General features: G+C 65.5%; 22 protein-coding genes and 1 tRNA gene. 8 read left to right on the top strand and 15 right to left on the bottom strand.

Going from position 1 to position 25,824, the window contains the following annotated elements; all coding sequences use genetic code 11:
* Positions 1-26: 26 nt before the first annotated feature.
* From OG326_RS29130 to OG326_RS29115, 4 genes are read right to left on the bottom strand one after another with little or no spacing between them, the layout of a single operon-like run.
* Entirely contained in the window at positions 27-1,352 is a 1,326-nt protein-coding gene (locus tag OG326_RS29130) for a UDP-glucose dehydrogenase family protein (protein WP_327140325.1), read from the bottom strand.
* A 21-nt stretch (positions 1,353-1,373) separates the two neighbouring features.
* A complete protein-coding gene (gene galE / locus OG326_RS29125; RefSeq protein ID WP_327140324.1) occupies positions 1,374-2,402 on the bottom strand; it encodes a UDP-glucose 4-epimerase GalE in 1,029 nt (342 codons plus the stop codon).
* Positions 2,399-4,225 (bottom strand): glycosyltransferase family 2 protein, encoded by a 1,827-nt coding sequence (locus OG326_RS29120; protein ID WP_327140323.1) that lies wholly within the window; start codon positions 4,223-4,225, stop codon positions 2,399-2,401. Before OG326_RS29120 ends, galE begins: the two co-directional genes overlap by 4 nt.
* A gap of 10 nt (positions 4,226-4,235) precedes the next feature.
* Positions 4,236-5,207 (bottom strand): NAD-dependent epimerase/dehydratase family protein, encoded by a 972-nt coding sequence (locus OG326_RS29115; RefSeq protein WP_327140322.1) that lies wholly within the window; start codon positions 5,205-5,207, stop codon positions 4,236-4,238.
* Positions 5,208-5,575: 368 nt separating this feature from the next.
* Between OG326_RS29115 and OG326_RS29110 the strand changes: the two genes are divergently transcribed.
* On the top strand, positions 5,576-6,229 hold the full coding sequence (locus tag OG326_RS29110) for an MspA family porin (protein WP_327140321.1): 654 nt from the start codon (positions 5,576-5,578) through the stop codon (positions 6,227-6,229).
* 279 nt (positions 6,230-6,508) lie between these two features.
* On the opposite strand, the gene OG326_RS29105 is transcribed toward OG326_RS29110, so the two are convergent.
* Positions 6,509-7,753, bottom strand: a complete 1,245-nt coding sequence (locus tag OG326_RS29105; RefSeq protein WP_442790842.1) for a COG4705 family protein — start codon at positions 7,751-7,753, stop codon at positions 6,509-6,511.
* Positions 7,754-8,005: 252 nt separating this feature from the next.
* Between OG326_RS29105 and OG326_RS29100 the strand changes: the two genes are divergently transcribed.
* Positions 8,006-8,839, top strand: coding sequence for a COG4705 family protein (locus OG326_RS29100; protein ID WP_327140320.1), 834 nt, complete (start codon positions 8,006-8,008; stop codon positions 8,837-8,839).
* A gap of 95 nt (positions 8,840-8,934) precedes the next feature.
* Here the strand turns inward: OG326_RS29100 and OG326_RS29095 are convergent, their stop codons facing one another.
* The 3 genes from OG326_RS29095 to OG326_RS29085 all read right to left on the bottom strand — a co-directional run bounded on the left by OG326_RS29095 (position 8,935) and on the right by OG326_RS29085 (position 11,161).
* Complete coding sequence (locus OG326_RS29095; RefSeq protein WP_327140319.1) at positions 8,935-9,531, bottom strand: GPP34 family phosphoprotein; 597 nt, start codon at positions 9,529-9,531, stop codon at positions 8,935-8,937.
* A 71-nt stretch (positions 9,532-9,602) separates the two neighbouring features.
* Entirely contained in the window at positions 9,603-10,535 is a 933-nt protein-coding gene (locus OG326_RS29090; protein ID WP_327140318.1) for a M48 family metalloprotease, read from the bottom strand.
* Positions 10,536-10,768: 233 nt separating this feature from the next.
* Entirely contained in the window at positions 10,769-11,161 is a 393-nt protein-coding gene (locus tag OG326_RS29085) for an SRPBCC family protein (protein WP_327140317.1), read from the bottom strand.
* 528 nt (positions 11,162-11,689) lie between these two features.
* Here OG326_RS29085 and OG326_RS29080 point away from each other — a divergent pair.
* Complete coding sequence (locus OG326_RS29080; RefSeq protein WP_327140316.1) at positions 11,690-12,163, top strand: roadblock/LC7 domain-containing protein; 474 nt, start codon at positions 11,690-11,692, stop codon at positions 12,161-12,163.
* Between the two features lie 31 nt (positions 12,164-12,194).
* The gene (locus tag OG326_RS29075) at positions 12,195-12,566 is read left to right on the top strand and encodes a hypothetical protein (protein WP_327140315.1); all 372 of its coding nucleotides are present in this window, start codon (positions 12,195-12,197) and stop codon (positions 12,564-12,566) included.
* 190 nt (positions 12,567-12,756) lie between these two features.
* Here the strand turns inward: OG326_RS29075 and OG326_RS29070 are convergent, their stop codons facing one another.
* Positions 12,757-13,293: a serine hydrolase gene (locus OG326_RS29070; protein ID WP_327140314.1), complete on the bottom strand. Its 537-nt coding sequence runs from the start codon at positions 13,291-13,293 to the stop codon at positions 12,757-12,759.
* Between the two features lie 295 nt (positions 13,294-13,588).
* On the opposite strand from OG326_RS29070, the gene OG326_RS29065 reads away from it, so the two are divergent.
* Entirely contained in the window at positions 13,589-16,621 is a 3,033-nt protein-coding gene (locus OG326_RS29065; RefSeq protein ID WP_327140313.1) for an AAA domain-containing protein, read from the top strand.
* Between the two features lie 65 nt (positions 16,622-16,686).
* Positions 16,687-17,169, top strand: a complete 483-nt coding sequence (locus tag OG326_RS29060; RefSeq protein WP_327140312.1) for a hypothetical protein — start codon at positions 16,687-16,689, stop codon at positions 17,167-17,169.
* Between the two features lie 667 nt (positions 17,170-17,836).
* Here the strand turns inward: OG326_RS29060 and OG326_RS29055 are convergent.
* Positions 17,837-17,913: transfer RNA gene (locus OG326_RS29055), tRNA-Pro, on the bottom strand.
* A gap of 212 nt (positions 17,914-18,125) precedes the next feature.
* On the bottom strand, positions 18,126-18,923 hold the full coding sequence (locus tag OG326_RS29050) for an SDR family NAD(P)-dependent oxidoreductase (RefSeq protein WP_327140311.1): 798 nt from the start codon (positions 18,921-18,923) through the stop codon (positions 18,126-18,128).
* Between the two features lie 145 nt (positions 18,924-19,068).
* Between OG326_RS29050 and OG326_RS29045 the strand changes: the two genes are divergently transcribed.
* Both OG326_RS29045 and OG326_RS29040 read left to right on the top strand, forming a co-directional pair.
* On the top strand, positions 19,069-19,776 hold the full coding sequence (locus tag OG326_RS29045; RefSeq protein WP_327140310.1) for a GNAT family N-acetyltransferase: 708 nt from the start codon (positions 19,069-19,071) through the stop codon (positions 19,774-19,776).
* A 20-nt stretch (positions 19,777-19,796) separates the two neighbouring features.
* Positions 19,797-20,828 (top strand): aldo/keto reductase, encoded by a 1,032-nt coding sequence (locus OG326_RS29040; protein WP_327140309.1) that lies wholly within the window; start codon positions 19,797-19,799, stop codon positions 20,826-20,828.
* Between the two features lie 51 nt (positions 20,829-20,879).
* Here the strand turns inward: OG326_RS29040 and OG326_RS29035 are convergent, their stop codons facing one another.
* The 4 genes from OG326_RS29035 to OG326_RS29020 form a co-directional block, all read right to left on the bottom strand.
* Positions 20,880-21,941, bottom strand: coding sequence for an LLM class flavin-dependent oxidoreductase (locus OG326_RS29035; protein WP_327140308.1), 1,062 nt, complete (start codon positions 21,939-21,941; stop codon positions 20,880-20,882).
* Between the two features lie 101 nt (positions 21,942-22,042).
* Complete coding sequence (locus OG326_RS29030) at positions 22,043-22,984, bottom strand: TIGR03564 family F420-dependent LLM class oxidoreductase (RefSeq protein WP_327140307.1); 942 nt, start codon at positions 22,982-22,984, stop codon at positions 22,043-22,045.
* A gap of 28 nt (positions 22,985-23,012) precedes the next feature.
* On the bottom strand, positions 23,013-24,053 hold the full coding sequence (locus tag OG326_RS29025) for an NAD(P)-dependent alcohol dehydrogenase (RefSeq protein ID WP_327140306.1): 1,041 nt from the start codon (positions 24,051-24,053) through the stop codon (positions 23,013-23,015).
* A gap of 112 nt (positions 24,054-24,165) precedes the next feature.
* On the bottom strand, positions 24,166-25,770 hold the full coding sequence (locus tag OG326_RS29020) for an FAD-binding protein (protein WP_327140305.1): 1,605 nt from the start codon (positions 25,768-25,770) through the stop codon (positions 24,166-24,168).
* Positions 25,771-25,824: the final 54 nt, after the last annotated feature.

Here is a 25,824-nt window from a genome sequence, read left to right as displayed (position 1 = left end):
CCTGCAGCCGACCGCGGAACGCGCTGTCAATAACGACCGAGACCACGATAGGTCCAGCCGGCCGCGGTCCAGCGCTGGGCGTCCAGGCAGTTTCGCCCGTCCAGCATCCGCGTGCTGCGGACCAGATCGGCGAGAGCCGCGGGGTCCAGCTCACGGAACTGCTGCCATTCGGTGAGTACCAGCACCGCATCGGCGCCAGCGCACGCCTCGGTCAGGCTCGTAGCGTACTCGAGCGTCGGGAACAGTGCGCGGGCGTTGTCCATGGCCTGGGGGTCGTACACGGTGACATTGGCGCCCTGTAACTGCAGCTGACCGGCGACATTGAGTGCGGGGGAGTCGCGCACATCGTCGGAATCGGGTTTGAACGCCGCACCGAGCACCGCCAGCCGGGTGCCGATCAGTGAACCGTCGAATGTCTCCCGGGTCAGCTCGACCATGCGTGTCCGCCGGCGCATATTGACGTTGTCGACCTCGCGCAGGAAGGTCAGTGCCTGGTGCGCCTGCAATTCGCCCGCGCGGGCCATGAAGGCTCGGATGTCCTTGGGCAGGCAGCCACCGCCGAATCCCAAGCCGGCGTTGAGGAATCGGCGGCCGATGCGCGCGTCGTGCCCGATGGCGTCGGCCAGGACGGTCACATCGGCATCGGCGGCCTCGCACAGTTCGGCCATGGCGTTGATGAACGAGATCTTGGTGGCGAGAAAGGCATTGGCCGCCACCTTCACCAATTCGGCGGTGGCCAGATCGGTGACGAGGAAAGGAGTCTGCGCGGCGATGGCCGTGGCGTAGATCTCCCGGATCAGTTCCTCGGCTCGGCCGGGCCGCTGCGGGTCGATGCCGACCACGAGCCGGTCCGGATGCAAGGTGTCCCCGACCGCGAAGCCCTCGCGCAGGAACTCCGGATTCCAGGCCACCTCGAGCCGCTCACCCGCCGGAGACAGTGCGCGCGCCCGCTCCCCGAGCCGGGCCGCGGTGCCGACCGGAACCGTGGACTTGCCGTAGATGACAGCGGGTTCGGTGATGTGCGGCGCCAATTCGTCGATGACCGATTCCACATAGCGCAGGTCGGCGGCGTACTCGCCGCGCTTCTGCGGGGTGCCGACGCACAGGAAGTGCGCGGCGCCCCATTCGGCTGCCTCCCGATACGAAGTGGAGAAGCGCAGTCGCCCGGCCTTGATATTGCGTTGCAGCACCTCTTCGAGTTCGGGCTCGAAGAACGGTACCTGCCCTTCCTGCAGCTTGGCGATCTTGCCTTCGTCGATATCGACGCCGAGTACCTCGTGACCGAGTTCGGCCATGCACGCCGCATGCGTCGCGCCCAGATATCCGGTTCCCAGAACAGTCAGCTTGGTCATGGTCTTTTCCTCAGATGGCGGTCAGCGCACGTAGCCGTGCGGGTTCGTGCGGGTGAATTTCCAGGCATCGCGGCACATGTCGGCCAGGTCGTGGTGGGCGTGCCAGCCCCATTCGCGATGGGCCTTGTCCGCGTCGGCGATCAGCGCGGCCACATCCCCCGTGCGACGGTCGCGCACGCTGTAGGAAATCGGATGGCCGGTGGCCCGGGCGACCGCTGCGCGCAGTGCCAGCACTGAAGTGCCCTGTCCGGTACCGAGATTCACCACTCGATGCCCCGGTGCGTCGTCGATATGGCCGAGTGCCGCGAGGTGCCCGGCGGCGACGTCCGAGACATGGATGTAGTCGCGGATCGCCGTGCCGTCGGGTGTGGGGTAGTCCTGTCCGTACACGATGAGCTCGGGGCGACGGCCCGTCGCTACCTGCATCAGGTGCGGCATCACGTTGCGTGGTTCACCGAGCGGATCCTCGCCGAGCAAACCGCTCGGGTGCGCGCCGATGGGGTTGAAGTAGCGCAGGCTGATCGCCCGCAACGCCGGATGGAATGTGCAGCCCTGCTCGATCATCTGCTCGCACACCCACTTGCTCCACGCGTACGGGTTGGTCGGGCGAGCCGGCGTGGTTTCGGTCAGAGGAGTGCCATCCGGCGCGCCGTCTCCGTAGATCGAACACGAGGAGGAGAACACCAGCCGGTCTACTCCGTGTACGTCCATCGTCCGCAGCAGGCTGGTGGTTCCCCCGAGGTTGACGTCGAAGTACTCCAGCGGAATCTCGGTCGATTCGCCGACGGCCTTGCGGGCGGCGAAGTGGATGACCGCGTCGATCGGGTGTGCCTCGAACACCCGGTCCAGTGCCGCTCGATCGTTGAGGTCGAGTGAATACAGCAGCGGCGCAACACCACTGATCGCAGCGACCCGGTCCAGTGCGAGCGGTGAACTGGTGGAATGGTCGTCGACCACGACCACCTGATGCCCGCGTTCCTGCAGCGCGACGACGGTATGACTGCCGATGAATCCGCCACCTCCGGTGACGAGAACAGTGCCGGGTTTCATGCGGAGAACTCCTTCAAGGCGAAGACGGGAAAAGCGCCGACGGTGAACGAGACCAGCGGTACCGCGAGCGCGACCGCGAGCAGGGGCCGCCAGACCAGGGCGGAACCGGTGTGGGTGGCGCCGGTGAGCCGGGCGGCCTCACGGGCATGCAGGCTCACTACCGACGCGGCGACGGTGAGGTAGGTCAATGCACCGAGTGCGCACAGTCCGATGTAGCCGACCGGTCCGCCGGTCCGCATGCCGATGTCGGCGGACAGGGCCAGCAGACTCGCGAACAGTAGGTACGGGGCTGCCAGGCGTACCGGCATCGCTTGCACCGCAACGTCTTTCGGGGTGACCTTGAAGTCGAGGGGGCGCGGGCTGAAGCGCTGCGCCACCGCAGCGAGGACGCCCCAGGCATTGAACGGCCATTTGGCGAAGATGTAGAGGGCCTGCTCCCAGCTGAGCAGCGGGGCGTTCACCGGCCGAAGTAACCGGGCTCGCCGAACCACCGCGACGATGCTCATCAGGCACACCCCTTGTGCCACAACGAATCCGATGAATACGCCGTAATTGATGCTGACCCACGAATTCCCGGTCACCGCCGCGACCGCGGGCATCAGGACACCGGCCGCTGCGGTGAGGACCGACAGTGGGTAGTACAGCAGGGCGAAGCCGAACCGCAGCCGCAATCCCCACGGCAGCAGACGCAGCGTGCGGGGCATGAGTTCGAGCAGTTCCGTGCTCAAACTACGGGACCACTGGAACTCCTGGGTCAACATCGCGGCGAAGGTGGCCGGCCCCTCGCCGTGCGCCTCGGCATCGATCGCGAACGCACTGGACCAGCCTGCGATCGTCAAGAGGTAACTGGTCGAGAAGTCTTCCGCCAGTTCGGGTCCGAGTCCGCCGATGCTCCGTACCGCCGCGGTGCGCACGGCGTAGTGCGAACCGATGCCGACCGGGGAAAGCCCGCCGTTGTGTCCGAGCTGATGCGGACCGTGGAACGTGGCTTCGTGAAAGAGCCGCCCGCGCACCGCCCAGGAGGTGCGAACGTTCGAATCGCAGATGCTGGGAGCTGCGACATACCCGATCGCGGGATCAGCGAAGGGGCGCACCATCGCGGCGAGGTAGCCGGAATCGGGGACATGGTCGGCATCGAGCTGGCTCACGACGTCGTAGTCGCGATAGCCCCAATTGTCATAGAACCACGCCAGATTGCCTTCCTTGCAGCGCCTGCGTCGAGGCCATATCGTGCGCTGGTACTCCTCGACCCCACGGCGGGTCGACACCCGGATCCCGTGCCGCCGTGTCCATTCCAGCACTTCGGGCTGCGGATCCTCATCGGCCAGCCAGATGTCGAAACGATGGGGGTAGCGCTGGGAGAGCATGGCCTGCAACGTCTTCCGCACCATGGGCCAGGGTTCGGACGGGGCTTTGGTGACGACCATCGCGACCCGCAGTGGCGGTACGGCCCGGCCGGTCCACACGCGGCGCAGCCGATTGACGGTGATGAGGAAGTAGATCGGCAGCAGTGTCACGTAGGCCACCAGCAGGGTGGTCACCACGAATCCGACGAGTCCGAGCCGGTGCTGTGGCTGCATCCACCACACCCAGAACAGCGCAATGACGATTGCCCAGGCGAGCGTGCCCACGACCACGGCAAGCCGCGCGCGGATCCCGAGGGCGGGTGCGAAGGTACGCGCGCGGGTGCGCCGCCGCTGCGGAATCGGCTGGGCGAAAACGGGTCCCGACGGTTCGATGGTTCGGACGGCGCCGCCGGAGATCCGCCGCACATAGGATTCGACGGCCTCCGCCGCGGGCTCCAGGGTGAGTGAGTTCGTCATGGTGGTCCGATCAGCTCGCCAGCGGCACGGCGGATGATGGGTGGACCCGAGCAGTCGGATGATTGTCGCGTTGCCAGGTGATGGTGCGTTCGATGCCGGTCACCACCGCGGTGGCCGGCTGCCAGCCGAGTCGTTCGGCGGCACGGGTGATATCGGGCCGGCGCCGCACCGGGTCGTCGATCGGCAGTGGCCGCCACTCGAGCCCTGAAGGCGATCCGGTCAGCCGCAGCACCAGGTCCGCGATGGCCCGGACCGACATTTCGACCGGATTGCCCAGATTGATGGGGCCGCGCTCGCCGCGGGCATCGATCATCGCGATCAGACCTCGCACGAGGTCGTCGACATAACAGAGGCTGCGCGTCTGATTGCCGTCACCGTAGACGGTGAGCGGGCGTCCCTCGAGTGCTTGGGCGATGAAGTTCGACACCACCCGCCCGTCTTCCGGGCGCAGCCGCGGGCCGTAGGTATTGAAGATCCGGACGATGCCGGTGTCCACGCCTCGGCTGTCGCCGAACGCGGTGGTCAACGCCTCGGCATAACGTTTGGCCTCGTCGTACACCGCCCGCGGGCCGACGGAATTCACATTGCCCCAATAGTTTTCGGTCTGCGGATGGATCTCCGGGTCGCCGTACACCTCGCTGGTGGAGGCGAGCACCACCCGGGCGTGTTTGCGTGCGGCGAACTCCAGCACCTGCTGGGTGCCCAGCGCGCCGGTGGTCAGGGTGAACACCGGTCTGCGCAGGTAGTCCGGTGGGGAGGCCGGGCTGGCCAGGTGCGCGACCGCATCGAAAGGTCCGTCGAGCAGCAGCGGAGCCCGCACATCGGCGTGCACGATCGTGAGCCCCGGGCGCGCCGGGCGCAGGTTGGCGGGATTCCCGGTCGACATATCGTCCAAGACGACTGCCTCGTCGCCGCGATCGAGCAGTGCGTCCGTGAGGTGTGATCCGAGAAAGCCGGCTCCACCGGTTACGAGAATTCGCATGAGATCCTCCGGATTCGGAAAATGGGGTGTCGAGTCGATCCAGAGTTTCAGGCGGTGCCGGTAACTGCTGGTATTCACTCAGCGAACACTCATGCAATTCGTCTTGCAACGGAAATCGGGGGCCGTCACAGTATTCGAAATCTGTGTTCTGAATAACTTCTCGGACGCACTATCGCATCTGGACCGGGTGGCATCGCGAGGCCTTTCCGGTATATCCGGCACCGGTGTGACTCTGCGTGACATAAACGTTAGAAACGGCTGGAGCGTATGTCCCGTATTCAGGGACATGCGATTGCCGATTGGTGAATGGAATGCTTGTAATTGAAATGTTCCGCCCATATATCAGATCGGAAGAAAGGTCGTCCACAATGTCGAACATCCGAGGGGTGGCTGTCCGCCGCTGGATAACGGCCGCGGCAGTCGTGGTCACCGGCGGGGTGGTGGCGACGGTGACCGCCGGATCGTCGTCGGCGGATGCGGTGGCAGACAAGTCCCGCACCATCGTCACCGAGGACGGCTGGTCATTGTCTGTATCCAAACTGGGCGAGACCGTAGATCGGGTCCCGAACCTGGCCTCGACCCCGTTCACCAGGGAGGGCTTCGTCTCGCTTCGCGCTGCCGCGGATATCACCGGCCACGGCAAATCCGACGTCAGATGGGGAGTATTGGATACCGGCTACCAGATCGGGTGCCAGGTAGATGTGTCCAACGGACTCCATCTGGGTCTCGGGTTCTCCATCGGACCCTCGGTCGGCCTGAGCATCATCGGCCCCGATGTCGGCGCGCACGCATCGGTCAGTCCCAATGTGTCGACAACTCTGAAACCGGGCTCGATCAACACCGTCTCTTTCGCGACCAAGTCAGTGGTCGACCATCACGCCTCGGTTGCCGACGACCAAGCGGAGGTCAAAGTCGACGGGTGTATGGGTCCGGTCACTTTGCGTTCATTCGCCACCATCACGATATCCACCGACACGGCCGACAATTCCACAACCGTGTACGGCGATCCCATATGGCTCTAGCGGCGGTGCTCATACCACGAAATTCTCGTTGGTCAGGCTTATATGAATCGAAGTCTGTGTCGAGAGTAGATCTTGATCATGCTGATCGGCAAATATTGCGGCATTCTTGTCCCGACCTGAGGGATAACTTGTCCCGATATTAGGGACGTCCTGAATTCGGGGTGCCACACCGATGTCGATTCGCACGTCTTGCCGGACGGCGTGCCGTTGCGTCTGTATAGAGGCTGTCCACATCGCACGGGATGATCGAAGTCTGTCCGGTCGGCCAGAGGACCTGGTTCAGCCGAGGGAGGTGAGCAGGGTTGTGAGAGTTTGGCTTTCGGTCACGGGATCGGGAGTGTTCGCGCGTACGGCCTTGAGGGCGTGGTCGATCTGACTGTCGAGGACGTCCCAGGCGGCTTTGTCCATGGGCTGCAGGGTGTCCTGGTCTTGGTCCCATGCGGTTTCGAGGTCCTTGATGCGGGTCTTGGCGTCGTTCTGTTGTCCGGCTTGCACTTTGGTCAGGGTGTCCTGGGTGATGGTGCGGAACTTGGTGATCTCGCTGGCCGGGAAGTGCGTTGTGGTCTGCTGCGGTGCCAGGCTTGTGGTGGCGGGCGCGGATTCCTCGTCGCCGGCGGAGGTGTCGGCGTGCGGTTGCGCTGATGCCCACACCAGAAGCGCACCGGCCAGTACCGCGACGACCCCGTAATAGCCCAGCATGAGACGTTCGCGGGCCGGCTCGGCAGGGGTGACCGCCGCCGGTTGCCCGGCACTGATGACGTCGCGGCGGGTGCGGGTGAGGTAGAGGACGGTGGCCAGGATGGCGACGAGGAAGATGACGCTGGTCGCGGCGGTACCCACGCCGAGGCCGTGATCAGCGGTGGGGGAGGCGAACCAGTCGCCGAGGTTGGCGCCGAGCGGGCGGGTCAGGATGTAGGCGAGCCAGAACGCCAGCACGGCGTTGGCGCCCAGGCGCCAGCCGAGCGCGACGGCGGCGATCAGCCCGGCCGGCAGCAGCACCGAGACTCCGGGGCCCCATCCGGTGATGGTCAAGGTCCAGTCGCCCGCCGCGGTGCCGAGGGCGAAGGTCACCAGCACCGCGAGCCAGTAGAACAGCTCCCGGGGCGTCGAGACGATGCTGTGGATCGACAGTGTGCGCTCCCGCACGAACCAGATGCCGAACACGACCGCCAGGAGTGCGGCAAAGACGCTGGTACTCAACGCAAGCGGGACCGACAGGTTGTCGGTGAGGATGTCGGTGTAGAGGGTGCCGGTGACACTGACCACGACGACCGTCAGCCAGTACACGAACGGCACGTAGCGGTCCAGGCGCAGCTGCCAGCCCAGTACCGCGGCGAGCACCACGGTGAACAGCAGCGCGGTCAGGTTCAGGCCGACGCCGAGGGTCGTGTTGATCCAGTCGGCGAAACTCTCTCCCACCGTGGTGCACAGGATCTTGATGATCCAGAACCACAGGGTGACCTCGGGCACCTTGCTCAGCATGCGCCGGGTCGCGCCGACCTGGGAGTTCGTCGTCTCAGTCACAGCAGGTGACCGTACGCAGCGGTGCCTGTGACCGCGCTGAGAAACCTGGTCGGGCGCACGTCTCAGCGTGCTCTCAGCGCCCGTCGGGCACACTGCGGAGCAGCAGCGAGGTCGTCGGCCGGCCCGTCGATGCCGACGCCGTTCCGACCGAACCGCACACGAGTTGCGTTGTCCGCCTGCATCTGTCGACACCGCCCTGTGCCGTCGTTGTCGATGTTCTTGTCTGTCTTAACTTTTCGCGAAGGTGGCCCCTTGAACTCCCCATCCGGCCCAGACCGTTCCTCGTCCTCCCTACTCACCCGCGCCGGTGCCCTGCGCGTGCCCGAGATCGCCGCCGCGTTCTGGATCGTCAAGGGCCTGTCCACGGCCATCGGCGAATCCGGTTCCGACTTCCTGGTCACCGCCATGGATCCGCCGATCGCGGTCGCGCTCGGGTTCATCGGATTCGTTGCGGCGCTGGCCTTGCAGATTCGGGCGGGTCGCTATATCGCGTGGACGTACTGGCTCGCGGTGGTCGCGGTGGGTGTCTTCGGCACCATGGCGGCCGACGTGATGCATGTCGCGCTCGGCGTGCCGTACCCGGTCTCGACCGCCTTCTACGCTGCGGCACTGGCTGCGGTGTTCCTGCTCTGGCAGCGCACCGAGCACACCCTGTCCATTCACACCATCGACACACCGCGACGGGAACTGTTCTACTGGGCGGCGGTCGCGGCGACCTTCGCCATGGGTACCGCCCTCGGTGATTTCACCGCCTACTCCCTGCATCTGGGGTACGGCGCGTCGGTGGCGATATTCGCTGTCCTGATCACGATTCCCGCGATCGGGTACCGGTGGCTGGGCTGGAACCCGATCCTGTGTTTCTGGACCGCCTATGTCATCACCCGGCCGCTGGGAGCCTCCGTCGCCGACTGGCTGGCGAAACCGCGCGACGTCAGTGGCGTCGGCCTGGGGGACGGTCCGGTCCTGGCGATTCTGGGTGTGCTGATCGTGGCTCTGGTCACCTATCTCGCGGTCACCAAATCTGATGTCCAACAGTCTGATCGGGCGGAGTCAGCGCCGCGTGAGGACCCTGTCGTGCGGCGGTAGCCGCCCACGCTGTGGCCGAGGGGATCGGCCACAGACAGCGGCTTGCCGCCAGGCAAGCGTCCGTCGTTGTCGCGCAACGTCATCAGGGCTCAGGGTTACAGGCCGAGACGGTCGATCGATCGCGGGCGCTGAAACATCGGTTGCACGATTCCGCAGAACGAGGCGGCATAGTCCGCTTGCATCCGGCGGCGCACAGAGTCGAAAACATCGTGGGAAGAACTGTGCGACAGCAGGACTCGTGACGCAAGTCGATCGACTTCTCCGGGCTGCCGACCGGGGCACTGCGGGGACAGGGCATGCACGGCGGTGAGCAGTGCGACGAGGACAGCTGTTCGCAGATCGCTGTCCGCGGGGTCGATCAGTGCGCGGTGGATCGATGTGCGCAGCGCATATTTCCCGGGGCAATCGAGCGTCGGCCAACTCCACCGGCGGAACAGGCCGAATCGACGCGCGGGCATCGCGCAGGTTCGGCGATCGTCGGCGAGCCGCGACAGCACGTCCTCGAGGCTGTGACGTTGCGGCTCACGGACAGCGAATCGTAGAGACTCGCCGGTGCCCTCTGAGGTCGGTGTCGCTGCCTCGAAGTGGACGGCCGCTTCGAGGGCGAAAGCGACGTGAGCGCGGTCGACGAGGAACTCCCCGGTGTGGTCATCGAGGAGCAGCCACAGCAGATCATCGGCAATCGAGGTCATGCAGCCGAGCTTGCCGAAGGCCCGCTGTGAGCACGCTGAGACTCACCGCCGGCACAGCAGAATTCAGGTGATCAGCGATCCAGTGCGCGCAGCCGCGCGGTGAACGGAGGGTGGCTGCTCCACCAGCGGTTACGCAGGGTGAGTAGGCCGGTGGGCGGCAGGTCGTCCAGCGCCAGCCGGTGCAATGCGGCGGCGTAGTCCTGCCGGTACCCGAGATCGACCGCGGTCTGGTCGGCGGCGAATTCCTCACGGCGTCTCAGAGCTGCCCGGGCGAGGGGTTCGATGATGAACAGCGCGGACAGCGATAGCGCGACCGGAACCCCGGTCGTGGATGCCAGGAGGAACGGTAGCGAGGCCAGCGCGGCTGTAGTGAGCGCGAATCGAACGAGGATCTCGGAGTTACCCCTGATACCAACGGCATTCATGAGCAATGCGGGCCCGCCGGCGAGGCGTTGCACCACTGTTGTGGGTATCGAGCTCCAGGCCGCGAGCAGCCGAAGGCGCTGGTCGGTGTGCAGTTGATGGCCCAGTTCGTGGGCGAGGACAGCCTCGAGCTGGCGTGGCTCCAGCGAAGCGACGGCCCAGCTGGTGACCGCGACGATGCGGGTCGGTGCGGCATAGGCATTCAGGAATGACGATTGCTCCACCCACAGCGAATACGGCCACCCGTCCACCCCGGGCGCGGACGTGACATTCGTCCAGGCGGTAGTGAGGATTTCCGTTTCGGGGGAGATCGGCCGGCGAAATCCGAAGATCTTGGCCAGCGCGGCACGATTCGGAGTGAACCATCCTAAATCGAAGAGCGTGACTCCGGCGAGCAGCCACAATCCGGTGGCTATCGCGAAAAGCCATGGCCCCATGCACATTTCGATGACAACCACGATCAGCACACTCAGCGCCGCCGTCGGCGATGCGAGCAGTAGGGTGATCGAGCCCGACAGGAGCGCTCGCTCACGATGCCGGAGTGAATCGTCGAGTTGCCGCGACTTCCGCAATGGCCGCATACGTCTCCTGATTTACGGCAGACGCCACGCTATGGGCTGCATATCGTTCAGGTTCCTTGGAGCGCAGGGTCCTTCAGTTGCCAAGGCTAGAGGCCGAATCCTCCCAGGCACCAGACCATGAAAGTTCCGGCAACAGAATTCATGGATGCTCTCCCGACACGAGCCTGCCGTACCAAGTACGGAGGTCTCGTCTCGGTCGCGTGCCCGCCGGAGTAGCACCAGCCCTGGGTGAATCAGGCGGACTCGAGCACCTTCTTGAAGAGGGCGAGCCCTTGTTCCATGGTCGCGGTGTATTGGCCGGCCAGACCATCGGGCAGGATATCGCGGGACCAGACGAGCCGGGTGGATCCGTCCTCGCGAGCAAAGACCTGCAGCACGGAATTGTCATGCTCGGGCGGCGTGGTGCCGTCGTAGACCGAGTAGACCAGGCGGCGAGCCTCGTCGTCGAGGGTGATCCGGCGCTCCTGCACGATCGTGCCCCCGAGGAAGGCCACCTCCCGCGTGTCCTCCCCGGTGAGATGACTGTCCGTCACGAACCCCGGAGCCATACGCTGCGGCCCGGCGCCGAAATCGGACACCAGCTCCCAAACCTGTTCGGGCGCAACATCGATCAAGACTTCCCGCACTATCGACGCTATAGCACTACCTCCTGTAGCCGTTCCCCTGCGCCGCGTGCCGCGGCGGCTCGGGGGAATTTTCGTCGCCGAGGTGCGCCGTAGCGAGGTTACTTACCTGGCATGGAGATGAATTCGTAGTTGCCGAGCGGTTCGCTTCAGAACATCGCGCATCGCCGGACTACCTCCATCGCCGCGCCGCGCACACCGCAGGAGTGTGCTCGCCGGCAAGCTGCAGAAGCTGCTGTAGACCACCCACTTTCGCCGATTCCGGCCGCAACCTGATTTGTAGCTGCGCATTCGCCATCGCCCCGCTATGCTGAGAAGGCCTAGTGAACGCAGCGAAAACTTCAGTGCCCCAAGGGAGCCGGTCGGTGCCGAGCTGCCGGTTCAGGTTGCCGAAGTGGTTCGGAACCGATGTGGCGACGGAACTTGCCGGGTTTCGGTTCGTCCCCTTCACACGCGGGCTGTCCGAATAGTCGGCGTCGGTCGCGGTGGGACAGCTGATCTCAGACAAGAGTCCAGGAAGGGGCGATTTGCTTGCACTCTCACCCGGAATCGTCGAACAGTGATATCGAAGCCCACCTATCGGGACTGCGACAGCGCGTTCCCCACCTGGTCGGCTCGGTCGTGGCCTCGAGTGACGGTCTGCTGATCGCCGCCGACCTACCCGAATCGATCGAGCCCACCGGTATCGCCGCTCTAGCGGCCGCCCAGCTGTCGTTGTCGCTGACATTCGTTGCGACTACCCATGGTTCGAGCCTGCACGAGGTGACCATCGACAGCGGCGGGGGACACGTGGTCGTCTACGCCGCCGGCCCGACCGCGCTGCTGGCGGTCTTGACCGACCCCGACGCCGTCCTGGGGCGGGTGCATCTGGAAGCGCGCCCGGTAGCCCGGGCGATCGCGGATCTGTCGACTCCGTCCGCCCCTCCGGCGGAAATGATGATGACCGGCAGCGGATTCGCGCTGACGTCCAACGGATCCGGGCCCGAGGTTCCGAAAATCCACTGAGCCGCAACACAATGCGGGAGAGAGGCAAGCGATGTCGAACCTGGATGTGGCACTGAAGGACATGATGAACATCGACGGTGCGCTGGGCGCGGCGGTCGTCGACTACACCAGCGGAATGACCCTGGGCACCGCCGGAGGTTCACGGACACTGGATCTTCAAGTAGGTGCGGCCGGCAACACCGAGGTGATGCGCGCCAAGATCCGCACGATCGAACAGCTCGGGCTGAACGAGGGTATCGAGGACATCCTGATCACACTCTCCGGTCAGTACCACATCCTGCGCCCACTGAGCGCCCAGCGCTCCACCGGACTGTTCCTCTACCTGGCGCTGGACCGAGTCCGTGCCAATCTGGCTCTGGCCCGCCATCACCTGCGCCAAATCGACGACGAGCTCGAGATCTGACCGGCTTCGGTATACCGGCAGGCAGGATGCGATCGGACGAGAGAACAAGGGCGAGGGGCTATTTCGCGGTCCACGCCGCGGCCGGTGCACTTCGTAGCGACGCGCTGAGACGAGATGGTCACCGCGCACGCTGACAGCAGGTACCACGGAAGAGCCGGGACGTCTTGCGAGTGATGGTTCTACGACGGCGTCACCTGCTGTGGCCGTCGTCGATGCTCTGGTAGACCGTGGTCCAGAAGTCGTGCATGAGCTGCATCGAATCCGGTGTGGACGCTCCGACCTGTGTGAGCAGGATCCCGGTGATCCCATTGACCGGGTCGGCGTAGGTCGAGGTGCCGCTTCCGCCGTCCCAGCCGAACTGGCCGACCGGGGCGTAGTCGCCGCGGTAGGTGCGCACCGCCATGCCGAAGCCCCAGCCGCCGTGCTGGCCTTGGCCGAAGGAGATGTGGACATTGTCGCGGGCCATCGTCTCGCGGGCGGTCAGCTGTGCGGGTGTGAGGCGATTGGTGGTCATCAACTCGACGGCGGGCCGGGAAAGGATCCGCCAGCCCTCGTGCACTCCGTGGTTCAGCAGCATCCGGAAGTAGGCGTGGTAGTCATCGACCGTGGAGTTCAGTCCGCCACCACCGCCGGCGAACGCCGGTGGCCGGCTGTGCCGTCCGCCCACGGCCTCGTCCCATACGAGGAATTCCCCGGTCTGCGGGTCGGGGGAGTACAGCGGCGGCAACCGGTGGATCTGGTCGGCGGGCAGCCGTACCCATCTGGGCGTATCTGGGCATCGCGACCGGTCAATGATGTCCAAAAGACATTGGCGCATTGCCGTGTTGGTGTCATCGCGATCGGGGAGAAGGGGGAGGTTTGCGGCAGAATCCCCACATTACTGTCCTCAGAATGGGAAACCTCCCTCAGTTCCTCAGCGCTGCAACCTAATTGGCAGCGATTGCTCAGTCGTGCGCGTGTAACATCCGGACGGGGCGTCCAGGCGTAGGCATTGACGACCAGCGTCGACAGGAGAGGAATCGATGACGGGTGCGGGGGCGCTGCCCTTTCCAGCTGAGGAGTTGCTCCGCGCGACCAAGGTCGAGATCGCGGCGATTCTTGACGATGGTTCGTCGTCTGCGGAGAAGGTTACGTTGCGGGATGGCAGTCGAGTCGGCCCGGACGAATATGTATTCTCCGATGCCAAGTGGAATGATGCCCTGTCCGCTGGCAACCTGCTGATCCGGGCGGGTCGATCCGGCAAGTGGACGCGGGCCACCGTGTCCCGTGACCCGGATGGCCGCCACATCCGGGTCACGACCGATGCCCCTCTGGGACAGAAGGTTCCCACTGCGACCATCATCCCGGATGAGACAACTGGGCACGAGGTTCTCATGGAGCGCCTGCGACACGCTGCGGAAAACAACGGTTCCTTCTCTACCTCGAGCGCTGGATGGCTGTTCGGTCTCGGGCGTCCACAGATCGCGTTGTGCCCAGACCCTGGCCGTTTCGTCAACGGCTACCACGGACGGCAGTTGAACGCCCGCCAGCGCAGAGCTATCGAGCATGCGCTCGCCAGCGAGGTTACCTTCGTCTGGGGGCCGCCCGGCACAGGGAAGACCGATGTTGTCGCCTCCATAGTGGAAGGCTGCTATCGACAGGGATTGCGCACCCTGTTCGTCGCACCGACCCATATCGCCGTTGATCAGGCTTTGGAGCGCATATGTGACTTGCTGTGCGGTGAAGAACAATTCGAAGACGGTCTTGTCCAGCGGAAGGGTGCCATCGCTGCTCCCGCACTGGACCGCCGCTACGGAGATCGCATCGTTGCGGAGCGGATCGCAGACCGGGCCGCGAGCAACCTCGACGAGCAGATCGTGCAGGCGAAGGCCCAACTGCACGCGGTGGAATCCGATATTCGCCAGTACGACGAAGCCTCAGAGTTGTCCGCGGAGCTGTCGCGAATCGGTGCTCAACTGAGCGAAATCGATCGTCAGGTCGTCGCTTTCGATACCGAACTCGAAGCCGCCACCAAATCGGTTGCCCAACTGCGTCAGCAGATCGACGAAATCGGCTCGCCCTCAGGGCTTTTCGCGCAGCGCAAACAAGCCAAGCTCGACGACCTCCGCAGACGAAAGTTCAGGGTGGAACAAGATGCCGAGGGCGTCCGTCAGCAGCGAGCCGCGGCCAAGGCGCCGAAACCTGGCCTCCTCGCCGACTCTGCGGCCGTCGCCGGCCGCCTCGAGCGAGCGAGCGCGGCGCTGATCGGCAAGAGTCCCGCCGACCAGTTACGCCCCCTACGGGACCGCATACGAGAGCATCACGGACAACTCCAGGAGCAGCGCCAAAAGCTTGCCGATTACGTCAGGAGTCAGTGCCGTGTCATGGGAACGACAGTCGCCAAGGCGGTCCAGTCCCGGACGTTGATGGACTCGATCGATGTCGTGGTCATCGATGAGGCTGGCATGGTCGATCTGCCGTCGGCCTGGCTGGCCGCCGGTCTGGCCCGGAAACGTGTCGTCGTGGCGGGCGATTTCCGGCAACTATCGGCCGTCACCCGTGGGTCATCGAACCGGAATGCCCCCGCCGAGGACCGAGAACACTCTCGAATCTGGATGGACCGGGACGCATTCCGGGCCGCGGGCCTGGTGACCACTCACGGATCCGTTCGCACCGACGATCCCCGGATGATCGCCCTCAACGAGCAGTATCGAATGCGACCCGCGATCTGCGCGGTCGTCAACAGGGTCGCATATGAGGACGCGCCCTTGTCCACTGGGCGCTCGAACGTCAGCAGCCTGGCGGCGTCTCCACTGCTGGAGCTACCGCTGGTCCTGATTGATACGTCGCACCGAACCATCGAAAGCGGCGGAAATCAGGCGCACCTCACCAATCCGGTGCATGAGGCGGCGATCCACGAATTCATCCGCGGCCTTCAGTACGACACAGTGCTGCCCGCACGGAAGGCGACCGACCCAGCCGACGGTCACCGACCGACCGACCTTCTAGCGGTCATCGTCCCGTACAACAACCAGAAGCGAACCCTCGCAGCAAGTTTGAAATATCGTTTCGGCGAGAGCTATGACGCGCTGGTGGACACAGTGCACCGGTTTCAAGGCAGCCAGCGTCCCTTGGTGGTGATCGATACAGTCGCCGGTGCCGGTGAAAAGCTGGGCAATTTCTACGAGGGTGTGAATCTCGACTCGTCAACATGCCGACTGCTCAACGTGGCATTGAGCCGGGCACAAGACCAATTGGCGGTCGTCGCGAACGTGTCCTTCCTGCGCGCGAAGTTGAGGCAGGGCCCTGTCATTCGGATGCTCGATCATCTCGAACAGCACGCCCAGCGCTTGTCCATCGATGAGCTGATTCCGATACGCGCCGCTTCCGACTTGGCTGCCATGGACCAGGAGCAGTTGGCCCGGCCAGCGTTCTTCCCTGCCGACGAAGTGCACCGCGCCGTGGAATGGGATATTGCCAAGGCCCGCCGAAGCATCGACATCTACTGTGCCTTCCTGAACCGAGGTCCGGTGGCGCGGTGGTTGAGGACCCTGTCGGAGCCCATTTCCCGAGGAATTCGCGTTGTTGTCCACACCCGGCCGCCCGAACCCGATTCCAAAGAAGTCGCACTGGTCGAAAAGCTCCGGACCAGCGGATGTCAAATCAACTACCGTGAGCGGATGCACGAAAAGGTCATGATCGTCGACGATTCCGTGCTCTGGCACGGGTCATTGAACCTGCTCGCCAACATCGGACCCACCGACCTCATGATGCGCATAACCGACCCGACCTCGTGCGAGCGCGTCAAGCGGATCGTGGACCAAGCCAAGATGGAACGTCCCGCCCGGCCGCCTTACGGTCGAACGGCCACTGGCGGAGCCATAAACGGCGAGATCAAAGTGGGTGACGTTCGGGACGGCCGTCGATATTTGAACGTCCCGCGCGAGGAGAAGGACGAGGCAAAGCGCGCTGTGAAAGCGCATTGGAACCCCACGCTGAAGCTCTGGCATGTCGCTGCCGATATCCCGCTCGATCAGCTGAGCCGCTGGCTGCCGCAAGCGGGTGACGATCGTTGAGGGCGGCAGTTACCCTCACCTCCCGGATCCCGTACTGGGCGTTAACTTTCAGCCACAAGGATCCCTTGCTGCTCGAAGCGTTCAAGTCGATTGTGCCAGCAGACAAACGCCGGTGGATCTCGGCCAGTGTCGAATGGCGTTTCGATGCCGATGACATCACGCGTCTTCGCGCCGTATTCGAAAGCCTCGGCGCGACGGTCACCGTGCTCGACCAGCCTCGCGAGGAGAAGGCTGAAAGCACAAGTCATTACAGTGCCGACCATTGGAAACGGAAATTCGAGGCGATGGAATCCGCAGCTAAGAGTCTGCACGAAGAAGTAGTGGAACTACGAGATGAAGTAGAACGCCTTCGAGCGGCCGCAGATCGTGACCGCCACACAGCTGCGTCGGGCAACTGGGCGGAGCTGCTGTTCACCACTGTCGGCGCGGAGCCCGCCGAGGCGGCGTTCAAGACCCTGACGAAGTTCCTACATCCAGACCGTCCTACTGGAAGCACCACCCTGATGCAGCAGTTGAACGCTGCGCGCGACAACGCTCGCAGAATGTGAACGCCCGGTCAGAGCCAGTTGAATGTGCGGCCAATGCTGCTGGTCCGAAACCTGCAACGCCGTGCTGATCGAGTGCACGGGATCTCAATGCAGAAGGAATGAGCCGTGACAATTCTGCCCGGTACGCCTTCGTCGGGAATGTCGTCTACCGACTCTCCTTCCAGTTCCGAAGCTCTTCTCCAACCAGTGACAGAGTGGGTCGGCGGCAGCAGTGCCAGGTAGGTGGCGGAGATTGCCTCGACGGTCCGATGAGCGGCGACCTGTGGTGGTTGGCCTGATCGGTCACAAAATCCACCTTCACGTCGAAATATGGCCTCTGGAGACGATTTCTGACCGCTCAGGTCGAGTTCTCCACCGACAGGGCGTTCTTAGTGGTGGCAAACCCGGTCCGGTGAGAACAATTGGGCTGTAGAGCAGTCTCTTGTCATCGTGCCCGGTTGTCGGCATAACGGGATGTACTGCGAGGCAGCACATCCCGAACACTCCGAAGCGCCGTGACGCAAGCCGAACCAGTCAGCAGGTTGTCAGAACTTCATGCACGGCTGAGTGGGCACGGGGGCCGCACTCTTCGGCTAGAAACGCAGAAACCGCCCCCCACATGTTGGCAAGTTCTTGGCAAGTTACCTTGCGTAGAACCGCCTCGCGGAGGACGGAAACCGCCTCTACCTGGTCGGGCTGACAGGATTTGAACCTGCGACCACTTGACCCCCAGTCAAGTGCGCTACCAAGCTGCGCCACAGCCCGTTGCACTCGCTTCGCTTCGTGCTCGATGAGATTACATCAGTACCCCCTGGTTCCTCCAAATCGGCACGTTATGGGCGTGTGGGGCGGGATTTGGGGGTGTCGATGGGGGAGTGGTTCGGAGGTTGCGGTCGGGCGCTTTGGGGTTCGGGGCCCACTTGGCTGGGGGGCAAGTGGGCTGTGGGTGAATTGTCCTGACTTACTTGGCGTTTGCGTCAGTAGAAGACTGGTCCCGGTACCCCGCCGCCTGCGGCGATGGCGTCGCCGGTGATGGCGCCGCTGCGAGGGGAGGCGAGGAAGGTGACTACGTCGGCTACTTCGCTGGCGTCGATCACTCGGCGGATGGAGTTTGCGGGGAGGTCGGCTTCCAGGGCTGCGACGGTGGTGCCGGCGGCTTCGGCCTGGGTGGTGAGGCGCTGGGTGAGGCGTTCGGTTCGGGTCAGGCCGGGGTGGACGACGGTGACGTTGATGCCTTTGGGGCCGAGTTCGTCGGCGAGGTTTTTGGTGAGTGCGGAGACGCTGACATTGCGGATGGTCTGGGCGATCGAATTGGCTTGGCGGGCACCGAGTCCGCTGATATTGATGATGCGGCCCCAGCCCTGTTCGATGAAGTGCGGGGCGACGGCGCGGGCGGTGCGCAGGTAGCCGAGGACCTTGATTTCGACTTCGTGGCGGAGCACCTCGTCGGTGGTGGCGTTCAGGTCGGTGGGGGCGCCGGCGCTCCAGGGCGTGGCGGCGGAGTTGACCAGGATGTCGACGCCGCCGAGCTCCTCGACGGTGCGCCGGACCAGCTCGCGGACCTGGTCGTCGTCGCCGGTGTCGGTCGGGATCGCGAGGATGCGCCTGCCGGTCTCCTCGGCCAGTGCCTGTGCCGCGGCTTTGAGCGGTTCGGCGGAGCGGGCGGCGAGTACGACATCCACGCCCTCGGCCGCAAGCCCGCGCGCAATGGCCAGCCCGATGCCTTTGCTGCCGCCAGTGACGATGGCGCGTTTTCCAGTCAGATGCAGATCCATCCCAGCCACGCTAACCACGCCGGCCCCGCCGGTCGCCGATTCGGCTCGAGCTGAGCCCATCGAAATCGCGGTGAGTGCAACCGATGCCCGATGTGGTGCGCCTCGCTAACGTTCACTGGTCGGACGCTTAGCGGAGGAGTGTGCATTGACCACGGAGTCGACCATCGACGTCGATACCTCGCTGCACCCGCTCGATGACCCCGTGCGGGCGTCGTTGCGTGGTGAGCACAGGCGGTTCGCCCACTGGGTGGGTGAGATCGGGCGGTACGACCCGGAGGTCGCCCGGTTCGTCGGGCATCCGCCGGTGCTGGAGCAGCAGGACTGGGTTGATCTGGCTGAGGTGGTCGGGCCGGGTGGGGTGACCGCGCTGCGCGGGCACGGTCATGTGCTGCCGGAGAGCTGGTCGCTGCTGGATCAGTTCGGGTCGGTGCAGATGGACGGCACCGGGCTCGAGGTCGCCGCCGATCCGGAGCTCGCGGAGCTCACCGCGGCGGATGTGCCCGAGATTCTGGAGTTGATCGCCCGTACCGAGCCGGGTCCGTTCGCGCCGCGGACCATCGAAATGGGGACGTATCTGGGTCTGCGGGTGGAGGGCAGACTGGTCGCGATGGCGGGGGAGCGTATGCATCCGCCGGGGTGGACCGAGATCAGTGCGGTCTGCACCGATGCCGAGTTCCGGGGCCGGGGTCTGGCCAGCCGTCTGGTGCGGGCGGTCGGTGCGGGGATTCGGGCGCGCGGTGAGACGCCGTTCCTGCATGCCGTCGCGCACAACACGACGGCGATCAGCCTCTACGAAACGCTGGGATTCACTCTCCGCAAGCGCGGGCAGCTGACCCTCGTCCAGGCACCCTGACACGGAAGCGAAATCACCCGATGACCCACGGCCCTTTCGAACTGACCTACGCCGCCGCACCGGACCGGTACGAGCGAATCCCGTACCGCCGCACCGGAAACTCCGGGCTCGATCTGCCAGCCTTCTCCTTCGGCCTGTGGCAGAAGTTCGGCACCGACTACGCCTTCGCGACGCAGCGCGAGATCCTCCTGCACGCCTTCGATCTGGGCATCACCCATTTCGACAATGCCGACCGCTACGGCCCGCCGCATCGCGCGGCGCAGCAGACGTTCGGCAGGGTGCTGGCCAAGGATCTCGCGCCCTATCGCGACGAGCTCATCCTCTCGACCAAGGCGGGCAATCCGATCGGCCCGAGCCCGTATCTGCGGGGCGGGTCGCGTAAGTCGATCCTGACCTCGCTCGAGCACAGCCTGCGCGATCTGGGCACCGATTACGTCGATATCTTCTATCACCACAGCCCCGATCTCGAGACGCCGCTGGAGGAGACGGTCGGCGCTCTGGTCAGTGCGGTGCAGCAGGGCAAGGCGCTGTACGTCGGCATTTCCAACTACCTGCCCGATCGTGCCCATGCGGCGGCCGAGCTGCTGCGGCAGGCCGGTGTGCCGCTGCTCATCGATCAGGCCCGGTATTCGATCTACGATCGCCGTCCGGAGCGAAATGGCCTGCTGGACACTGCCGTACAGGACGGCTTCGGCCTGATCGTGTATTCGCCGCTGGCGCAGGGGCTGCTGACCGATAAGTACCTGGAGTCGATTCCGGTCGGCGCGCGGGCGCGCAACAGCACGTTCCTGTCGCCGGACGTGATCGACGAGACCTACCGGCGGCGCACCGCCGAGCTCAACAAGATCGCCGAGGCGCGCGGGCAGTCGCTCGCGCAGCTGGCACTGCAGTGGGTGCTGCGGCGGCCGGAGGTCACCTCCGCGCTGATCGGCGCGAGCTCGACCGCGCAGCTCGATCACAATATTGCGGCGCTGAACTTCCCGGACCTCACGGCGGAAGAACTCGCGCTCATCGAGGAGTACGGCGTGCACGGCACCGGCCTCGGGCTGTAGCACCACCGGAAGGGTTGGGAGCTGGGCTCCCAACCCTTGTGCCGTACTTGCCTATTCGTGCAGCAGCGGCAGCAGTTGGTTGCCCTGCCGCTCGATCTCCGTCAGATACGGGGTGTCGGACAGCACGAAGTGCGTGATCCCCAGATCCCGGTACTTGCGCAGCGATTTGGCGACGTCCTCGGCGGAGCCGACCAGCCAGGTGGTGCCCGCGCCACCGCCGCCGAACCGGCCGGGCGCGGTGTAGAGATTGTCGTCGAGCACGTCGCCGCGGGCGGCCAGATCGAGCAGCCGCTGCTGCCCCACGGCGGCACTGCGCAGCGGATCGCGCAGCGCGCCTTCGGTGCTGGCCATCTGCGCCACCTTCGCCTCCGCGTCCGCCCACGCCTGCTCGGTGGTGTCCCGGACGAAAGTGGTTATCCGCAGCCCGAATTCGAGCGGCGCGTGTTCGCGCCCGAGTTCCGCGCTCAGTGCCCGCAGGCGCTCGATCCGCTCGCGCACACCGTCGAGCGGCTCGCCCCAGAACAGCTGCACGTCGGCTTCGGCCGCCGCGACCCGCTCGGCCGCCTCGGAAGCGCCGCCGAAGTACAGTTTCGGGTGCAACCGGTCCCCGCGCGGGGTGATGCGCGGTACGACGGTGGAGTCGGTGACCTGATAGTGCTCACCGCGGTAGGTGACGTTCTCCTGCGTCCACAGTTTGCGAATGAGCTGCAGGAACTCCCTGGTCCGGCCGTACCGCTGCGCCTGGTCTTCCTCGGCCGCACCGTAGGCTCCGAGATTGTCCTTCCCGGACACGATATTGACGCGCACCCGTCCGCCGGACAGCTGATCCAGAGTTGCTGCGGCGGTGGCGAAGTGGGCCGGTTGCCAGTATCCGGGCCGAATCGCGACCAGCGGTTCGAAGCTCGTGGTCCGGGCGGCCAGGGCGGTGGCGACGGTGAGCGTGTCCGGCCGGCCCCAGCCGGTGCCGAGCAGCGCTCCCCGCCAGCCGTGCTCCTCGAGGGCCTTCGCCTGCGCGCTGAGGGTTTCCAGGCTGTTGTGATCGGTCGTGACCGGCTCGCCGCGGTGCCCCGGGGTGACCTGATTCGGGATGTACCAAAGGAATTCGAGACTCACCTCGAAAGTATCGACCTCGGCTCTGCCCGCGGCCCCGGCCCGGCGTCCGGCACCCGGTCAGAAAATGCGCCTGACCAGCAGCGGATCACAAGGCTGAGACATTAATTCGTCGAGATTCCAGAACCCAGCTCGCCGAGCAGCTTCCAGGTCCGCCGCTGATCCTCCGGCCCGGCCAGATCGGTGCTGGTGAGCACGACCTCGGTGGCACCGGCCTCGAAATAGCGCCGGATCTGGGCGGCGACGGTCTCCTCGTCGCCGATCACGGCCAGGTCCGCGGCCCGGGTCGCGCCTTCGAGTTCGATGACCCGGGTGTAGGAGGGCACCTGGTCGTAGAACGAGAGCTGCCGCACCGCCTCGGCGCGCGCCGCCTCCACATCGGCGGTGACCACCGCCGGTACGAACGCGACAATGCGCGGCGGTGTCGAGGATGCCTTGGTAATGGCCGGAACGATGTGCTCGCCGAGGGTTTTCGGGCCCGCCAGATACGGCAGCGTGCCATCGGCGAGTTCGCCGGTCACCCGCAGCGACTGCGACCCCATGGCCGCGACCAGCACCGGCACCCGCGGCTGCGCGCCGGGCAGGGCGGTGGGCATCGGGGGAGTGGCGGTGAGCAGTTCACCGTGGAAGTCGGCCGTGCCGGTATCGAGCAATTCCCGCAGCGCGGTGAGGAATTCGCGCAGGCGGGTGATGGGCCGATCGAACGGCACGCCGAAAGCGCCTGCGGCAAAGCTGGATCCGACCGCCAGCCCCAGGTGATAGCGCCCGTGCGTGGCCGCCTGCGTGGTCTGGGCCTGTGCGGAGACCAGCAGTGGATGGCGCCCGACCACCGGAATCGCCGAGGTGCCCACCTGTAGCTGCGGCACCTCCCGGCCCACAATGGCAGCCAGAGCGGCCGAGTCGTAATCCATCCGCTGGCCGAACCACACCGATCGCACCCCCGCCTGCGCGGCCTCGCGTGCCGCGAGCACGATCGCATCGACATAGTTCGTGGTATTCGCCTGGGCGAGAGCTATTCCGAGGTTCACGACCCAGTGCAACCGCATGCGTTCGCACGATGTTCCGGCTTCGCGCTTACGAATTGGGCAGGATCACCGCACGACCATCGATCGTGCCCGCGTGCAATCGCTCATAAGCCAGGGGCGCTTCGTCGATGCCGAAGGTCTCGACATGCACCTCGACCTCACCGCCGCGGGCGATGTCGAGCACCTCGATCAGTTCCGCCCGAGTGCCCCAGTAGGGCGCGGTCACCGCGGTTTCGTAAGGCAGCGAACCGAATCCGACGGGTACCGACCCGCCACCGATGCCGACGATGGTGAGATCGGATTCGACCCCCGCGCAGGCGGCGGCAATGGATGCGGTGGGCGGCGCACCGACGAAGTCCAGCACCACCTCGGCGCCGCGGCCGCCGGTGAGCGCCTTGACCTTGTCCGGTGCGCTGGAATCGGACAGCAGCGTTTCGTGCGCACCGACGCGGCGCGCGAGGTCGAGCTTGTCCTCGGACACATCCAGGGCGATGACGCGGGTGGCCGTCATGGCGCGCAGCAGCTGAATGGCCACATGGCCGAGTCCGCCCGCGCCGATCACCACGGTGGTGCTGCCCGGAATCAGTTTGGGCACAGACCTTTTGATCGCATGATAGGGCGTGAGCCCCGCATCGGTGAGCGGCACGCTGCGCACCGGATCGAGATCGCCGAGCGGCACCAGATGGCGCGCATCGTCGACGATCATGTACTCCGCCATCGCGCCCGGCGCGCCCAGACCCGGCGGGAAGATCCGCAATTCGGTCGCGCGCAGGCAGTAGTTCTCCTTGCCCTCGGCGCATTTGTGGCACGCACCGCATCCCCACGGTCCGTACACGGCCATCATGTCGCCGATCCGGACGCCCTCCACGCCGGATCCGAGCGCCGCCACGGTGCCCGCCCCCTCGTGACCGAGCGTGAGCGGCAGCGGAAATCGAATGGCCTCGGCCGGCAGGCTCATGACCATGACATCGGAGTGACAGACTCCGGCGGCCGCGACTTTCAGCAGCACCTGACCCGGTCCGGGCTCGGGATCGGGCACGGTGACCACTTCGGGCGCTCCGCCCACGGTCCGATATTGCACAGCTTTCATGCCAACCTCCGTTCGGAAAACCTCTCGGAAGAGCTGCCGGTGTGTCCGCGAATCGAAGGCTACTCCGGTGCGCGGGGCCTGCGAATGCTGGTGTGTGGAGGCCCCGCTCAGCTCAGCGAGTGCTCAGCGCCTGAACGGCGTGCGCGCCGGCCCGGCGGCCGGAGAAGACGCAGTCGGCCAGCGAGAGTCCGCTGACATAGGAGTTGGAGCAGACCCCGACCGCTGCCCGGCCCGCCGCGTACAGGCCGGGAATGGTGCCGCCGTCGGTATTGCGTACCGCGCCGGTGTCCTCATCGACCAGCAGCCCGCCCAGTGTGAGCATCGGCATCGGGTAGGTCAGCTTGGCCTTGAAGGAGATGTCGAGGAGCTGGAACGGCCCATTGCGCAGCGGGCGGCGAATATCGGACGGCTTGCCCATCGGATCGGGCAGGTTCTCCGCGATCGCGCGATTGTGCGCGTCCACGGTTTTGCGCAGCGCGGCCGGTTCGATGCCCGCGCGAGCCGCCACATCCTCGATCGACTTACCGGTGATCGGGCTGAGCCGCATGAGCCGCTCGGCCTGCATGCGCTGGAACCACACCGATTGCGGCCCGATCTGCGTGCGGGATTCGGCGACCAGATCCGAATCCAGCAGCAGCCAGGCCCGGTTGCCGGGGCTCGTGGCGATCGCCGCGCCCATGGCCGCGCCGTAACGGGATTCGTCGATCATGCGCCGGCCGTCGGCATCCACGGCGATGGCGCCGAAGAACGCGCTCGGCGGTGCGATGAACCGCCAGGTCGACATGGCATCCATCTTGCCGGTGGCCGCGCCGATCGCCTCGGCCATGGTGATACCGCTGCCGTCGTCACCGGCGGTGCCGAGCGGCAGGCCCTCGGCCCACGGATAGGCCGGGGCATGGCGTGCGACCATCGCGCCATTGGCAATGAACCCGCCGGTGCTGAGAATGACGCCGGAGCGCGCCTCGATGCGCACCGGCACGCCGTAACGGCGCTCCATCCGATCGAGTTGCGACTGCACCAGCTGCCGCAAACCCGGGTGGTACACACCGGGTTTGGCGGAAATCTTGGCCAGCGCCGTGAATCTCTTGAGCACCGCCTCGGAGGCGCCGGCGAGCGTAATGGCCTCCACACCGACCACGCGGCCGTCCTCGACCACGAGTCCCGTTGCGCGGGTGGCGGTTTGCGTCCGAACACCGTGCTTCGCGGCGGAGGCCGCCAACGGCCCGAACAGCTTCTTACCCGAGACGCCGCGCCCGTGTGCGCGATGTCCGCGCTGCCGCGGTGCCGCCAATTCCCGGAAACCGCCGGAGTTTTCGCTGCCGGAGTAGTACAGGTAGTGCTCATCGGTCGGGTACGAGGTCTTGTACGGGCACAGCGAGGGCTGGAACGGCACCCCGTGCCCGGTCAGCCAGTCGATCATGGCCGCCGATCCCTCGCAGAACCGCCGCAGCGTCTGCTCGCTCACCGCATCGCCGACCTCGGCGCGCAGATAGGCGAGCATGGTGTCGACATCGTCCGTGACCCCCGCGGCGCGCTGCACCCAGGTGCCGCCGCCGGCGTAGATGATGCCGCCGGACAGTGTGGTCGCGCCGCCGCCGATGAACCGGTCGAGGGCCAGTACGTCCGCGCCGGATTCGCGCGCGGCCAGTGCTGCCGCGACGCCCGCGCCGCCGTAGCCGACCACCACGACATCGGCCGAAGAATCCCAGGTCCGCACCTTTGCGACCACCTTCCAGAACGAAGAACGCCCACCCATGACAAGCGTGCCGAA

Source organism: Nocardia sp. NBC_01327 (genome assembly GCF_035958815.1).
GTDB lineage: Bacteria > Actinomycetota > Actinomycetes > Mycobacteriales > Mycobacteriaceae > Nocardia.
The sequence above is the reverse complement of the archived record's forward strand: the minus strand, read 5'-3'. Positions and strand labels throughout refer to the sequence as shown.